This window comes from Methylobacterium oryzihabitans (genome assembly GCF_004004555.2).
In the GTDB taxonomy this organism is placed as follows: Bacteria; Pseudomonadota; Alphaproteobacteria; order Rhizobiales; family Beijerinckiaceae; genus Methylobacterium; species Methylobacterium oryzihabitans.
Map to the genome: position 1 here is coordinate 48,918 of NZ_SACP01000024.1, position 13,914 is coordinate 62,831.

Below are 13,914 nucleotides of genomic sequence, written 5' to 3' on the forward strand. Positions count from 1 at the left end.
ATTTTTGAACGCGGGATCCCCCTCTCCCGAGAGGGGTAGGGGTGAGGGTGGCTCGGGCTCAGGATCAGGCACCAACGGTCGAGCCGCACAGCTCGACATTCGGCGTTTCATTCTGAGTCCGAGCCACCCCCCCCCCCCCCCCCCCCGGCCCCTCTCCCACTCGGGAGAGGGGAGGTGCGCCACACCGAGAGCCGCCTTCGACCGGGGCAACGGGTGCAGACGACCGCCGCCCCGTTTCATCCGCAAGGGACGGCCATGCCGGTGTGCAACTGATACCAACGGTCGTTGGAAAACGACCTTTGATTCCTTTCTCGATTTTTTCGCTAAGCCTCTGATTTGGCATAGAAAATTCGAGACAGATCGATGGTGATGCGTCCGCATCCTGGGCCATTGGTATGAGTCGGCCCGTACCCGACGAACGACGAGAGCGCGGGGACAGCGCCGCTCGCCTCGGCTCAAGAAGGGATCACTCTGGCTCCAAGGCTGCCCTCGTCCAGCCCGCCTCGGTTCCCACTCAGCCGGCCGGCGCCGGCTCGGCCAAGGCCGCCGCGATGGCGGAATCGAGCTCGCGGGGGCGGGTGCGCGGAGCGTAGCGACCGATCACCCAGCCGTCGCGGCCGACTAGGAACTTGGTGAAGTTCCACTTGATGCCCTCGGTCCCGAGCAGGCCGGGGCGGGCTCGCTTGAGATGCGCGAACAGCGGGTCGGCCCCGGGCCCGTTCACCGCCACCTTGGCGAGGACCGGGAACCCGACCTCGTAGGTGAGGCGGCAGAACCGCGCGATCTCCTCGGCGTCGCCGGGCTCCTGGGCGCCGAACTGGTTGCAGGGCAGGGCGAGCACGACGAGGCCGGCCTCGCGGTGGCGCCGCCACAGCGCCTCCAGGTCCTCGTATTGCGGGGTGAAGCCGCAGCGCGAGGCGGTGTTGACGATCAGCAGCACCCGGCCGCGGTACTGCGCCAGCGGGTGCGGGCTGCCGTCCGCCGCCCGGGGAACGAAATCGAACACGGATGCCATCGGTCGCCTCGCCGGAAGCCGCGGCCCCCTCGCGCCCGCTTGTGGCACGGCGCGAGGCCGGCAGCACAGCCCCGGGCAACCTCCCGCCGGCAGGGTCGTCCCCTGACTCCGGCAGCGTCCCGTGCCCGGTGGCCCGGAAGCCACACCCGGACCGGATGAGAATGAACATTCATTGACCCGAGAATGAACGTTCATTATGGTCGGATCCAGCGTAGGAGCAAGGCGATGTCCGGGACCCGTCCGTTCGTTGTTCCCCACTGGGGCGCCCGGCAGCCTCGGCCGGTCCCGGCGTGGTGGGCCCTGCGGACAGCCTGGTGGGCCCTGCGGGCGGCCTGCACCCCGCAGAACCTCGTCTTCGCGGCGGCGCTGATCCTCGGCTGGGCGATGCTGCTCGGCTGGAGCGGCCCGACCGGCTGGCAGGCGCGCCTGTGCGGCGCCGATGCGCCGGCCCTGGCCTGCGACGGGGTGCAGGGCACCGCGACCGGACGGAGCGCCTCGTGAGCCCGGCGGCCAACGCGGTGCTCGACGCGCGCGGCGCGCAGACGGCCCGGCGCGAGCACATCCTCGACGCCGCCGAGGCGTGCTTCGTGCGCAACGGCTTCCACCGCTCGACGATGCAGGACCTCGCCCGCGAGGCCGGCATGAGCCCGGGCAACATCTACCGCTACTTCGAGTCCAAGGAGGCCGTCGTCCTCGGCCTCGCCGACCGCGAGCACGAGCGCGGCTGCGTCCTCATCGAGGAGATGGAGCGCGCCGACGACCGGCGCGGCGCCCTGATGAGCATCCTCGAACGCTACTTCCTGCAGGCGAGCCGCGAGATGGCGCTCTTGCGCCTCGACCTGTGGTCGGAGGCCAACCGCAACCCCGACATCGGCGCGATGGTCGCCCGCATCGAGGACGAGGCGCGGTCGTGGTTCGTCGAGACCCTCGCGGCGCTCGCCACCTCGCCGGATTGCGATCCCGGCGCCCTCTACGCCGCGATGAGCATCGTGATGAAGGGCCTCGTCATCGAGCGGGCGCTGTCGTCCGACTACGACCCGGCCCCGGGCGTCGCGCAGTTGCACGCCCTGATGGAGGCGGGCCTCGCCGGCCGCCTCCCGTCCGCCCCGTCCCCCGGCAAGGAGCCCGGCCGATGAGCCCCGTCCTCACGCGGATCCGGCCCGCGCTCCTGCTCCTGGCCCTCGGCGTCACCGGCGCGCTCGCCGAGGACAAGCCCGCCAGTCCTGCCTCGAAGCCTGCCGCCACCGCCCCCCGGGCCCCGGCGGTCAGCGTGGTCGAGGCGGCGCGGCGCGAGATCACCGAGGCGGTCGTGGTCACCGGCACCCTTGTTCCGCGCGACGAGATCCTGGTGACGCCGGAGATCGACGGCTACCGCATCACCGAGCTGCTCGCCGAGGAAGGAATGCGGGTCGAGCGCGGGCAGGTGCTGGCGCGCCTCTCGCGCGACCTCGTCGACCGCCAGATCGCCCAGCAGAGCGCGCTCGTCGCCAAGGCCGAGGCCGCCGTGCCGCAGGCGCAGAACACCATCGAGCAGGCCGAGGCCGCCGAGACCGAGGCCCGCCTCGCCTTCGACCGTGCCAAGCAGCTGATGCAGTCGGGCAACGCCACCGCGGTCATCATGGAGGGCCGCACCGCCGCCCTGCGGCAGGCCGAAGGGCGGCTCGCCTTCGCCCGCAACGGCCTCGTCATGGCCCGGGCCGAGCTGGACCAGGCCCGGGCGGTGCGCGACGAGCTCGACCTGCGGCTCGCCCGCACCGAGATCCGGGCGCCGGAGGCCGGCATCGTCAGCCGGCGCACCGCCCGGGTCGGCATGACCGCCTCGGCCTCGGCCGAGCCGCTGTTCCGCCTGATCGCCCGCGGCGAGATCGAACTCGAGGGCGAGGTCGTCGAGACCCGGCTGCCGCGCCTGCGCGAGGGCGCCCCGGCCTGGATCGAGCTCGCCGAGGGCGAGCGGGTCCAGGGCCGCGTCCGCGCGGTCTACCCGGAGGTCGACCGGGCGACCCGGCTCGGCAAGGTCCGGGTCCGGCTCGACCCCGACCCGCGCCTGCGCATCGGCACCTTCGCCCGCGGCGCGGTCGAACTCGCCCGCACCCGCGGCGTGACGGTGCCGCAGGCGGCGGTGCTCTACGGCGGACCGCAGCGCAGCAGCGTGCTGGTGGTCGCCAACGACGTCGTCGAGGCCCGCACCGTCCGCACCGGGCTCAGCGACGACGACGACATCGAGATCCGGGCCGGGCTCGAACCCGGCGAGCGGGTCGTCGCCCGGGCCGGCAGCTTCCTGCGCGACGGCGACCGGGTGCGCCCGGTCCTCGTCCCGCCGGCCGAGGCGCCCGGCATCGCCACGACGTCGAGCATCCCGGCGCCCCCGGGCCTCGCGGAGCCGCGCCGCGACACGGCGGAGGCCGGCGCGCCCTGAGCCGCGCCCCTCCCGTCCTCTCCCACCACCGGACCGCCCGATGCGCCTGAACGTCTCCGCCTGGGCGATCCGCACGCCCATCCCGTCGCTCGTCCTGTTCCTCGTGCTGCTGGTGCTGGGGCTGGTGAGCTTCCGCGGCCTCGCGGTCACGCAGATGCCGAACATCGACGTGCCGATCGTCTCGGTGTCGATCACCCAGAGCGGCGCCGCGCCCTCGGAGCTCCAGACCCAGGTCACCAAGTGGGTCGAGGATTCCATCGCCGGCGTGCGCGGGGTCAAGCACATCACCTCGGCGATCACCGAGGGCTCGTCGGTCACGACGGTCGAGTTCCGCCTGGAGGTCAACACCGACCGGGCGGTCAACGACGTCAAGGACGCGATCTCGAAGATCCGCATCAACCTGCCGCGCACCATCGACGAGCCGGTGATCCAGCGGGTCGAGATCGCCGGCCTGCCGATCCTCATCTACGGCGTGCGCGCCCCCGCGATGACGCCGGCCGACCTGTCGTGGTTCGTCGAGGATACCGTCGCCCGCACGCTCCAGGGCGTGAAGGGCGTCGGCGGCGTCGAGCGGGTCGGCGGCGTCGCCCGCGAGATCCGCGTCGCGCTCCAGCCCGACCGCCTGCTGGCGCTCGGGATCACCGCCGCCGACGTGAACCGGCAGTTGCGCCTCACCTCCGCCGACATGGCGGGCGGGCGCGGCGAGGTCGGCGGGCGCGAGCAGTCGATCCGCACGCTCGCCGCCTCGCGCTCGGTGCGCGACCTCAAGGCGACCTCGATCGTGCTGCCCGGCGGGCGCAAGGTCCGCCTCGACGACCTCGCCACCGTCGAGGACACGATCGAGGAGCCGCGCACCTTCGCGCGCTTCAACGGCGAGCCGGTGATCGCCCTGGCGATCTCCCGCGGCTCGGGGGCGAGCGACGCCGAGGTCGCGGCGGCGGTCGAGAAGCGCATCGCGGTCTTCGCCGCCGAGCACCCCGAGATCCAGTTCGACAAGATCGATTCCTCGGTCTCGGCGACGCTCGGCTCCTACGATTCGGCGATGCACACCCTCATCGAGGGCGCGCTGCTCGCGGTCGTGGTGGTGCTGCTGTTCCTGCGCGACTGGCGCGCCACGCTCATCGCCGCCCTGGCGCTGCCGCTGTCGATCTTCCCGACCTTCTGGGCGATGGACGCGCTCGGCTTCACCCTCAACGGGATCAGCCTGCTCGCCATCACCCTCGTCACCGGCATCCTGGTCGACGACGCGATCGTCGAGATCGAGAACATCGTCCGGCACATGCGGCTCGGCAAGTCGCCCTACCGCGCCGCGATCGAGGGCGCGGACGAGATCGGGCTCGCGGTCATCGCCATCACCGCGACGCTGATCGCGGTGTTCGCCCCGGTGTCGTTCATGGGCGGCATCGCCGGGCGCTACTTCATCCAGTTCGGCCTGACCATCGCGGTCTCGGTGTTCATGTCGCTGCTGGTGGCCCGGCTCATCACCCCGATGCTCGCCGCCTACTTCCTGCGCGACCACGGCCACCACGAGGAGCGCGAGGGGCCGGTGATGCGCGGCTACACCCGCCTCGTGCAATGGTCGGTGCGCCACCGGGCGATCACGCTGATCCTCGGGCTGGGGCTGTTCGCCGCCTCGCTGTTCTCGACCGGGCTCCTGCCCTCCGGCTTCCTGCCCAAGCAGGACAACGCCCGCACGCTGTTCATGGTCGAGCTGGCGCCCGGCGCCAGGCTCGCCGACACGGTCGCGGTCGCCGACCGGGTCGCCGAGCGGATCCGCTCCCTGCCGGAGGTGACCTCGGTCTTCGTCGACGGCGGCCGGCAGATCGGCGGCAAGAAGGAGACGCGGCTCGCCTCGCTGATCGTCAACCTGACGCCGAAGAACCAGCGCACCAAGAAGCAGGCCGAGCTCGAGACCGAGATCAACGCCCTGCTCGCCGAGGAGCCCGACATCCGCTCCTGGACGATGCGCGACGGCCGGCGCGACGTCGCCCTGGTGGTGGCCGGGCCCGACGTCGAGGTGGTGACCGAGGTGGCGGCGAAGCTCCAGCGCGAGATGGCGGCGATCCCCCACCTCGTCGCCGTGATGTCGACGGCGCCGCTCAACCGCACCGAGGTGCGGATCCGCCCGCGCGAGGGCGCGGCGGCCGATCTCGGCGTCTCGACCGACACCATCGCCGAGACGGTGCGGGTCGGCACGATCGGCGACATCGGCCTGAACCTCGCCAAGTTCAACGCCAAGGACCGCCAGATCCCGATCCGGGTGATGCTGCCCGAAAGCGCCCGCGGCGCGGTCTCGCGGCTGGAGAACCTGAAGGTGCCGGCCAAGAACGGCGCCGCGGTGCCGCTCGCGGCGGTGGCCGACATCGAGCTCGACCAGGGTCCCGGCGCGATCGAGCGCTACGACCGCGCGGTGCGCGTCGCCGTCGAGGCCAACATGCAGGGCTCGGACGCCCTCGGCTCGCTGATCGCCCAGGCCCTCGACACCCCGACCGCCAAGACCCTGCCGCCGGGCGTGACGATCAAGCAGACCGGCGACGCCGAGATCATGCAGGAGGTGTTTTCCGGCTTCCTGCTGGCGATGGGCGCCGGCGTGATGATGGTCTACGCGGTGCTGGTGCTGCTGTTCGGCTCGTTCCTGCAGCCGCTCACAATCCTGTTCTCGCTGCCGTTGTCGATCGGCGGGGCGATCCTTGGCCTCCTGATCTGCAACATGCCGATCTCGATGCCGGTGGTGATCGGCATCCTGATGCTGATGGGGCTGGTGACCAAGAACGCGATCATGCTGGTCGACTTCGCGGTCGAGGAGATGGCCCGCGGCGTCGACCCGGTCACGGCGATCGTCGATGCCGGCCGCAAGCGCGCCCGCCCGATCGTGATGACGACGATCGCGATGGCGGCCGGCATGGTGCCCTCGGCGCTGGCGCTCGGCATTGGCGGCGAGTTCCGGGCCCCGATGGCGGTGGCGGTGATCGCCGGCCTGATCGTCTCGACCCTGCTGTCGCTGGTGTTCGTGCCGGCGGTGTTCCTGCTGATGGAGAGCCTGTCGCGGCTGCTCGGCCGCGGGCTCGGCCGCTTCGTCGGCGCCCGCGACGAGGCGGAGGCGGCCGGCCGTCACACGGCCGCCGGCGGGGCGCATTGAGGCGGCCGCGCCGGAGACGAAGCGCGGCACGGACCGGGCAGGGGGCGCCTCAGCGTTCGCCCGACTTCACCCACTTGGTCAGGGTCGGCGGGGTGTAGCCCCGGATCCCGGCGAGGAGTTCGTCGGGATCGCGGGCGACGATGAGCATCCCGCGATGGGCCTCGCGCACGAAGCCCTGGTCGACGACGTGGTCGAGGAAGCCCAGCAGGGGGTCGTAGAAGCCGCCGAGGTTGAGCACCGCCATCGGCTTCGGGTGATAGCCGAGCTGGCCCCAGGTCCAGACCTCGAACAGTTCCTCGAAGGTGCCGAGGCCGCCGGGCAAAGCCACGAAGCCGTCGGCGAGGTCGGCCATCAGCGCCTTGCGTTCGTGCATCGAGCCGACGACGCGCAGCTCGGTCAGGCCGTGATGCGCGATCTCCTTCTCGACCAGCGGGCGCGGCATGACGCCGATCGCCCGGCCGCCGGCGGCGAGGACGGCGTCCGCCACCGCCCCCATCAGCCCGACCTTGCCGCCGCCGTAGACGAGGTCGATGCCGTTCCCGGCGAGATGCCGGCCGAGGGCCCGGGCGCCCTCGCGGTAGAGCGGGGCGACGCCGTCGTTCGAGCCGCAGAACACGCATAGCCGCATCGTCATCCTCCTCAGTGCGCCGGCGCTTCGAGCTCGCGGATGATCGCGTCGCCCATCTCGCCGGTGCCGACCGCGTTGACGCCCGTCCCGGCGATGTCGCGGGTACGGGTGCCGCCGGCGAGCGTCCGGGTGATCGCGGCGTCGAGCCGGTCGGCGGCGTCGGACAGGCCGAAGGAGTAGCGCAGGGCCATCGCCAGCGAGCCGATCATCGCCAGCGGGTTGGCGGCGTTCTGGCCGGCGATGTCCGGGGCCGAGCCGTGGACCGGCTCGTAGAGGGCGCGGCGGGTGCCGTTCTCGACCGCGCCGAGGGAGGCGGAGGGCAGCATCCCGAGGGAGCCGGTGAGCATCGCGGCGACGTCGGACAGGATGTCGCCGAACAGGTTGTCGGTGACGACGACGTCGTATTGCTTGGGGTTGCGCACGAGCTGCATGGCGCAGTTGTCGGCGAGCACGTGCTCCAGCCCGACATCGGCGTAGTGCTCGGCGTGCAGGCGCGTGACCACGTCCTTCCACAGCACGCCGGACTTCATCACGTTGTGCTTCTCGGCCGAGGCGACCTTGTTGCGGCGCTTGCGGGCGAGGTCGAAGGCCACCGCGGCGATGCGCTCGATCTCGCCGGTGGTGTAGATCTGGGTGTCGACCGCCCGGCGCTGGCCGTCCTCGAGGGTGACGATCTCCTTGGGCTCGCCGAAATAGACGCCGCCGGTGAGCTCGCGCACGATCATCAGGTCGAGGCCTTCGACCAGTTCGGGCTTGAGCGAGGAGGCGGCGGCGAGCGCCGGGTAGCAGATCGCCGGGCGCAGGTTGGCGAACAGGCCGAGATCCTTGCGCAGGCGCAGCAGGCCGGCCTCCGGGCGCACGGCGTAGGGCACGCCGGCCCATTTCGGCCCGCCGACGGCGCCGAACAGCACCGCGTCGGCGGCCTTGGCGAGGCCGAGGGCCGCCTCGGTGAGCGGCACGCCGTGGGCGTCGATGGCGGCGCCGCCGACGAGATCGGTCTCGGTCTCGAACGTCCCGAGCCCGGCCCGGCCGAACCACGCCAGCACCTTCTCGGCCTCGTGGGCCACCTCGGGACCGATGCCGTCGCCCGGCAGGAGCAGGATCTTGTAGCTGGCCATGGAAAACTCGAAGTCAGGGGGTGCAGGGGATGTCACGTCCCCTGCCGGGGCTCCCAGGGGCGGCGCCCCTGGGCCTTGCTGTGGGTCAGGTCTTGCGCGCCACGGTGAAGCGCGCGGCGTCCTTCAGGGTCTGCGCCGCCTCGCCCCAGGGCGCCAGGGCGGCCTCGCACTCGCCGACGAGCCGCTCGCATTCGGCGCGGGCGCCGTCGAGGCCGAGGCGGTCGACGAGGGTGGCCTTGCCGGCATCCTTGTCCTTGCCGGTGCGCTTGCCCATCGCCTCGGAGGACGCCTCGCGGTCGAGGATGTCGTCGGCGACCTGGAACGCCTGCCCGAGGGCGCGGCCGTAGCGCAGGAGGGCGGCGCGGCCGGCAGCGTCGGCGCCGCCGACCAGGGTGCCGGCCTCGACGGAATGGGCGAGGATCGCGCCGGTCTTCATCGCCTGGAGCTGGAGCGTCGCCTCGACGTCGAGGTTGGCCGGGCCGAAGCGGCCTTCCGCCCCGAGATCGAGGAGCTGGCCGCCGACCATGCCGCCGAGGCCCGAGGCCCGGGCGAGGCCGAGGACGAGGTCGGCGCGGATCCGCGCGTCGGGCTGCCAGGTCTCGTCGGCGAGGATCTCGAAGGCGAGGGTCTGGAGGGCGTCGCCGACGAGGATCGCGGTCGCCTCGTCGTAGGCCTTGTGGACGGTCGGCTTGCCGCGGCGCAGGTCGTCGTCGTCCATCGCCGGCAGGTCGTCGTGGACGAGGGAGTAGCAGTGGACCAGCTCGACCGCGGCCCCGGCCGCGAGGGCGCCCGGATAGGCGCCGCCGAGCATCCGGGCGGTCTCGATGGCGAGGAAGGGCCGCAGCCGCTTGCCGCCGCCGAGCACGGCGTGACGCATCGCCTGCATCAGCCGCGGCGGCCGGGCGATCTCGCCGGGCTGGAGCCCGTCGCCGAGGCGGTCGGCGAGAAAGTCCTCGACGGCGTCGGCGACGGCGGTGAGGCGGCTGGTGAAATCCGCCGCCTGCGGGTAGGCACGCGCGGAGGGATCCTGGGAGAGGGGCGGCCGGGCCGCGGGGTGAGCCTGCATCGACGTCATGGTGTGGGCCTCGGAATGGAGCCGCCCGGGCAGGACGGGGAGGGACGGATTCAGGAGCCGCGCGCCACGACGGATCGCGACGGGAATCCCGGCCGGGTCCGGCCGTCGCCGACGGCGGCGCCGAGGCCGGGAACGCGCCGGCGCCGCGCCCTGCGCGCGCTCGTGCTCGTCCCCGTCATGACGGTCGCCCTCGTGCTGGCCCTGGCGCTCGTCTATCGCGCGGTGACACCGCCCTCAACCCTGATGCTCGGCCGTTGGCTGAGCGGGCAGGGCGCGACCCGCGAGGCGGTGCCGCTGGAGGCGATCGCCCCGGCCCTGGTCCAGGGCGTGATCGCCTCGGAGGACCAGCGCTTCTGCGCTCACGGCGGCGTCGACTGGGGGGCGTTGCGCAGCGTGGTCTCGGACGAGGACGGGCCGAGCCGGGGCGCCTCGACGGTGACGATGCAGACGGCCAAGAACGTCTTCCTGTGGCCGGGCCGCTCGTACCTGCGCAAGGCGCTGGAGATTCCCCTGGCGCTCGCCCTCGACGCGGTGTGGGGCAAGCGGCGCACGATGGAGGTCTACCTCAACGTCGCCGAATGGGGGGAGGGGATCTTCGGGGCCGAAGCGGCGGCCCGGCACTGGTTCGGCAAGCCGGCGCGCGACCTCAGCCGGGGCGAGGCGGCCCTGCTGGTCGCGGCGCTGCCGAACCCGATCGCCCGCAACCCGGCCCGGCCGAGCCGCGCGCTCAAGGCGCTGGCCGGGCGGATCCAGGTGCGCATGGCCCGGCTCGGCGGGCTGGCGGAGTGCATGCGCTAGAGGAGCCGCAGGGTTGGCCCGGGCGCGGAACCCGCCTACAGAGCCGGGGCCACGCGCCGGCGGGATGCGCGGACCTCACCCACGGGGCCGCCCGGCGTCGACGACGCCGCCTCTTCCGCCCGCGGCACGTGCGCCCCGTTCGCGGGTTGATGCCGAGGTCAGCACGATGTTCACACTCGAAATCGACGGCACGCCGGTCGCGATCATCCGGTCGAGCGAGGCCCGGGCCCGGGAGCTTCTCGACGTCGAGGGCTTCAAGGACGACCTGCGGACCATGACCAGCGAGGGCAAGCCGCTGTGGTCGGGCGACGCCGCGGCGCTCAAGCTGCGTCCCTCGACCGAGGACGAGGCCGAGACCTTCGACGACGCGATGGACGAGGAGGATTTCGAGGACGAGGACGAGGTCCCGGGCGAGCGGACGGCGGCGTCCGACAGTCAGGACGACGAGGACGAGGAGGACGACGTCGACATCCTGTTCCTGGTCGACATCGACGACGAGGGCGAGGATTCGGAGTAATCCACCAACGGGAAGGGGCGCGCCGCCACGCGGTCGCGCCCCTTTTTCGTGTGGGATGCGGCTCAGCGCACCGACGGCGACGGGTTCCCCGGCCGGGTGCGGCCCATGCTGTCCTCGACCGGGCCGCGGATCTGGTCGCTCTGCGGCTGGCGCGGGCTGACGGTGCCGGTGGCGATGTCGGCGTTGGGATTGACCGCTTGGCCGGGCATCGTCATGGGCGCGCGCGACGGCATCTCGGGCGAGGCGGCGGTCTGGGCCTGGGCGGCGCCGGCGAAGGCCATGCCTCCGGCGAGGGCGGCGGCGGCGAGGCAGTGGCGGATCGTCTTCGACATTGCCTGCTCCGTGATCAGCATATGCCGCTCAACGCGCCAGGGGCTGCCTCGGATCAATTCAGTTCGTGCAAAAAATAAAGGCTCTCGCCGGGATTAACTCCACGGCATGCCGCATCCGTGATCACGGCAGGGAAGGCCGCTATCGCGGCGCAGGATCGGGATGTCGCGGAGATAGAGTGGTGCCGCAAGAGGGATTCGAACCCCCGACCCCCTCATTACGAATGAGGTGCTCTACCAGCTGAGCTATTGCGGCGCCGGCCGGTCGCGTCGAAGCGGCGGCGGGATGCGGGCCTCATACAAGCCGGGTGCGGGATTGGCAAGGCCGGACCGACGCGCTGCGGAGCGGAGATCGGGAATCGAGGCGCATCCGGCGCGATATCGGTGTGCGGATCCAGAGCCGGCCCGCCACGGGCTCGCCCACGCACCGCCGACCCTCCTACATGCGCGGCGCGGGTTTCGACGCGGTTTCTGGACGGATCGCAAAACCGTATCACACCACCTCCAGCCCCCATTGCAGCGGCACCATCTCGTAGCCGTCGCCCGCGCGGGCGATGTGGCCGGCGGCCGGGAACGGCGCGTGGTAGAACGCCACCGCGGCGCGCTCCGAGGCCGCCATGTCGAGAACCCGGCGGCGGGTGGCGCGGGCCTGATCGGCGTCGATGTCGAACACCGCCGACCAGTCCGGATGGCGCACGAACAGGGCCGGGTGATTGGTGACGTCCGACATCACCAGCAGGCGCCGGCCGCCGGATTCGAGCCAGAACGAGGTGTGGCCCGGCGTGTGGCCGGGGGTGGCGAGCGCGGTGAGGCCGGGCACCACCTCCTTGTCCGGCGCGTAGCGCTCGACCCGGCCGGCCTCGGGCCCGAAGGTGCGCTGCACGGCCGCGAAGGCGGCTTTCAGCGCCTCGGGCGGGTTGGCGACGCGGCCCGGATCCATCCAGAACGCCCATTCCGCCTCTGGCACCAGGATGCGGGCGTTGGGATAGGCGAGGCTGCCGTCCTTCAGGCGCAGGCCGAGGATGTGGTCGGGGTGGCAATGGCTCACCACCACGGCGTCGATGCGACCTCGGTCGAGCCCGAGGGCCGCCAGCCCCTTCAGGGTGCCGCCGGAGCCCGGCGGGCCGTTGTCGCCGAACCCGGCATCGATCAGCACGCGCCGGCCGCCGGACTCGACGAGGAGCGGGGTGAAGGTGGTCGGAAACACGTCGGTCGGCAGGAAGGCCCGGGCCATCGCCGCCTGGACCTCGGCGAAGGGCGCGTTGCGCACGAAGCCGGCATCGAGCGGCCGGCGCGCCATGCCCTCGTGCAGGGCGGTCACCGTCGCGTCGCCGACCGCGTAGCGGTAGATGCCGGGCAGCCCGGCCGCGGACGGCGCACCGCCCGCCGCGACGCCCGGCGCGCTCGCCGCGACGGGACCGGCCAGGAGACCTCCGGCCATGAGGGTGCGGCGGCTCATCGACATGGGGCGTCACTCCGGGCTTGCACGCTGCGGGTGCATGAGGTCCGCTTCTATCGCGGGACACGGCGCCGGCAAGGCTCCGTCAGCGGTTCGCCCGCGCCAGCACCGCGTGCAGCAGGACGCTCACGCCCGGCAGGGTCGCGTCGAGGTCGATGTCCTCGGCCTCGTTGTGGGTGATGCCCTCGCGGCACGGCGTGAAGATCATGCAGGCCGGGGCGACGCGGGCGACGTGGTAGGCGTCGTGGCCGGCCTGGGAACGCAGGTCCATCGTCGGGATGCCGAGGCGCCCGGCGGTGTCGCGCAGGAGCTCCACCAGGCCGTCGTCGAACGAGAACACCCCGAAGCCCCATTCCTCGGCGACCCGGATCTCGGTGCGCGAGCGCTCGCCGCAGGCGGGCAGCGCGGCGAGCAGCGCGGCCTTCATCGTATTCAGGGTGTCGAGGGCCGGCGCCCGCATGTCGATGAACAGCTCGGCATATTCCGACAGGGTGCCGGGCAGGTTCGGCACGAGGTCGAGCCGGGCGGCGGTCGCCTTGGCGTCGGTGTCGGCGTGGGCCCAGCCGATGTCGTTGACCGCCACCGCCACCATCGCGGCGCCGACGAGCGCGTTGCGGCGCTCGCGCATCGGCGTCGGGCCGGTATGGGCGGTGGCGCCCTCGACGGCGATGCGCATGCCGAGGCTCGGGAAGCCCCCGGTGACGATGCCGACCGGCACCCCGGCGGCGTCGAGCTCCGGACCCTGCTCGATGTGCAGCTCGAAATAGGCGTCGATCGCGCGCCCGCCGACCGGCTCCGGCCCGCGATAGCCGATGCCGTCGAGGGCGTCGCCGAAGCGCACGCCGTCGCGGTCGCGCCGGCCCTCGACCCAGTCCGGCGTGGCCTGTCCCGACCACGCGAGCGAGCACAGCATCGGCGGCGAGAACCGCGCGCCCTCCTCGTTGGTCCAGTTCACCACCTCGATGCTGCGGCGGGTGGCGATCCCGAGGTCGTCGAGGGTGCGCAGCACCTCCAGCCCGGCGAGCACCCCGAGGATGCCGTCGAAGCGCCCGCCGGCCCATTGCGTGTCGAGGTGGCTGCCGATCACCACCGGCGGCAGGTCGGGCTCGGAGCCCTCCCGGCGCAGCACCATGTTGCCGAGGCCGTCGATCGTCAGCGGATAGCCGCCCTCGGCCGCCCAGGCCTTGAGCTGGTCGCGCATCGCCCGGTCGGGCTCGGTCAGGGTCAGCCGCCGCAGGCCGCCGCGGGGTCCGGTGCCGATCGAGGCCGACACCATCAGGGTGTCCCAGAGCCGGGAGCCGTTCACGGAAAGGTTGGTCGCCATCGGGATCCTCGCGGGGTGGCAGGGCGTTTGGCGCGCCGCATGCGAGCGGCGTGCCTGCGGAGGCGGCGTCCGGCGCAGGACGGCCCTGCACGGGGT

The 13,914-nt window shown here is 72.6% G+C and carries 13 protein-coding genes and 1 tRNA gene; 6 read left to right on the forward strand and 8 right to left on the reverse strand.

Translation table 11 applies throughout. From position 1 onward, the window contains the following. Positions 1–514: 514 nt before the first annotated feature. Entirely contained in the window at positions 515–1,015 is a 501-nt protein-coding gene (locus tag EOE48_RS20895; RefSeq protein ID WP_127732774.1) for a glutathione peroxidase, read from the reverse strand. A 225-nt stretch (positions 1,016–1,240) separates the two neighbouring features. Between EOE48_RS20895 and EOE48_RS20900 the strand changes: the two genes are divergently transcribed. The 4 genes from EOE48_RS20900 to EOE48_RS20915 are packed head-to-tail and all read left to right on the forward strand — an operon-like array spanning position 1,241 to position 6,570. Further along, positions 1,241–1,516, forward strand: a complete 276-nt coding sequence (locus EOE48_RS20900) for a hypothetical protein (RefSeq protein ID WP_127732776.1) — start codon at positions 1,241–1,243, stop codon at positions 1,514–1,516. Further along, positions 1,513–2,151, forward strand: a complete 639-nt coding sequence (locus EOE48_RS20905; RefSeq protein ID WP_127732778.1) for a TetR/AcrR family transcriptional regulator — start codon at positions 1,513–1,515, stop codon at positions 2,149–2,151. Before EOE48_RS20900 ends, EOE48_RS20905 begins: the two co-directional genes overlap by 4 nt. Next, positions 2,148–3,431, forward strand: a complete 1,284-nt coding sequence (locus EOE48_RS20910) for an efflux RND transporter periplasmic adaptor subunit (protein WP_127732780.1) — start codon at positions 2,148–2,150, stop codon at positions 3,429–3,431. The genes EOE48_RS20905 and EOE48_RS20910 overlap by 4 nt, the downstream gene beginning before the upstream one ends. 40 nt (positions 3,432–3,471) lie before the next feature. Beyond that, the gene (locus EOE48_RS20915) at positions 3,472–6,570 is read left to right on the forward strand and encodes an efflux RND transporter permease subunit (RefSeq protein ID WP_127732782.1); all 3,099 of its coding nucleotides are present in this window, start codon (positions 3,472–3,474) and stop codon (positions 6,568–6,570) included. Positions 6,571–6,619: 49 nt separating this feature from the next. Here the strand turns inward: EOE48_RS20915 and EOE48_RS20920 are convergent, their stop codons facing one another. The 3 genes from EOE48_RS20920 to EOE48_RS20930 form a co-directional block, all read right to left on the reverse strand. Further along, on the reverse strand, positions 6,620–7,198 hold the full coding sequence (locus tag EOE48_RS20920; RefSeq protein WP_127732784.1) for an LOG family protein: 579 nt from the start codon (positions 7,196–7,198) through the stop codon (positions 6,620–6,622). Positions 7,199–7,209: 11 nt separating this feature from the next. Beyond that, positions 7,210–8,316: a 3-isopropylmalate dehydrogenase gene (gene leuB / locus EOE48_RS20925; protein ID WP_127732786.1), complete on the reverse strand. Its 1,107-nt coding sequence runs from the start codon at positions 8,314–8,316 to the stop codon at positions 7,210–7,212. An 85-nt stretch (positions 8,317–8,401) separates the two neighbouring features. Then, the gene (locus tag EOE48_RS20930) at positions 8,402–9,391 is read right to left on the reverse strand and encodes a polyprenyl synthetase family protein (protein ID WP_246154651.1); all 990 of its coding nucleotides are present in this window, start codon (positions 9,389–9,391) and stop codon (positions 8,402–8,404) included. A gap of 15 nt (positions 9,392–9,406) precedes the next feature. On the opposite strand from EOE48_RS20930, the gene mtgA reads away from it, so the two are divergent. Beyond that, complete coding sequence (gene mtgA, locus EOE48_RS20935; RefSeq protein ID WP_127732788.1) at positions 9,407–10,189, forward strand: monofunctional biosynthetic peptidoglycan transglycosylase; 783 nt, start codon at positions 9,407–9,409, stop codon at positions 10,187–10,189. A gap of 166 nt (positions 10,190–10,355) precedes the next feature. After that, on the forward strand, positions 10,356–10,706 hold the full coding sequence (locus EOE48_RS20940) for a hypothetical protein (protein WP_127732790.1): 351 nt from the start codon (positions 10,356–10,358) through the stop codon (positions 10,704–10,706). Between the two features lie 62 nt (positions 10,707–10,768). Here the strand turns inward: EOE48_RS20940 and EOE48_RS20945 are convergent, their stop codons facing one another. The 4 genes from EOE48_RS20945 to EOE48_RS20960 all read right to left on the reverse strand — a co-directional run bounded on the left by EOE48_RS20945 (position 10,769) and on the right by EOE48_RS20960 (position 13,818). Beyond that, complete coding sequence (locus EOE48_RS20945; protein WP_127732792.1) at positions 10,769–11,038, reverse strand: hypothetical protein; 270 nt, start codon at positions 11,036–11,038, stop codon at positions 10,769–10,771. Positions 11,039–11,215: 177 nt separating this feature from the next. After that, positions 11,216–11,291 (reverse strand) — tRNA-Thr (locus EOE48_RS20950). A 237-nt stretch (positions 11,292–11,528) separates the two neighbouring features. After that, the gene (locus EOE48_RS20955; RefSeq protein ID WP_127732794.1) at positions 11,529–12,500 is read right to left on the reverse strand and encodes an MBL fold metallo-hydrolase; all 972 of its coding nucleotides are present in this window, start codon (positions 12,498–12,500) and stop codon (positions 11,529–11,531) included. A gap of 79 nt (positions 12,501–12,579) precedes the next feature. Beyond that, on the reverse strand, positions 12,580–13,818 hold the full coding sequence (locus tag EOE48_RS20960; RefSeq protein WP_127732796.1) for a Zn-dependent hydrolase: 1,239 nt from the start codon (positions 13,816–13,818) through the stop codon (positions 12,580–12,582). Between the last annotated feature and the right edge of the window lie 96 nt (positions 13,819–13,914).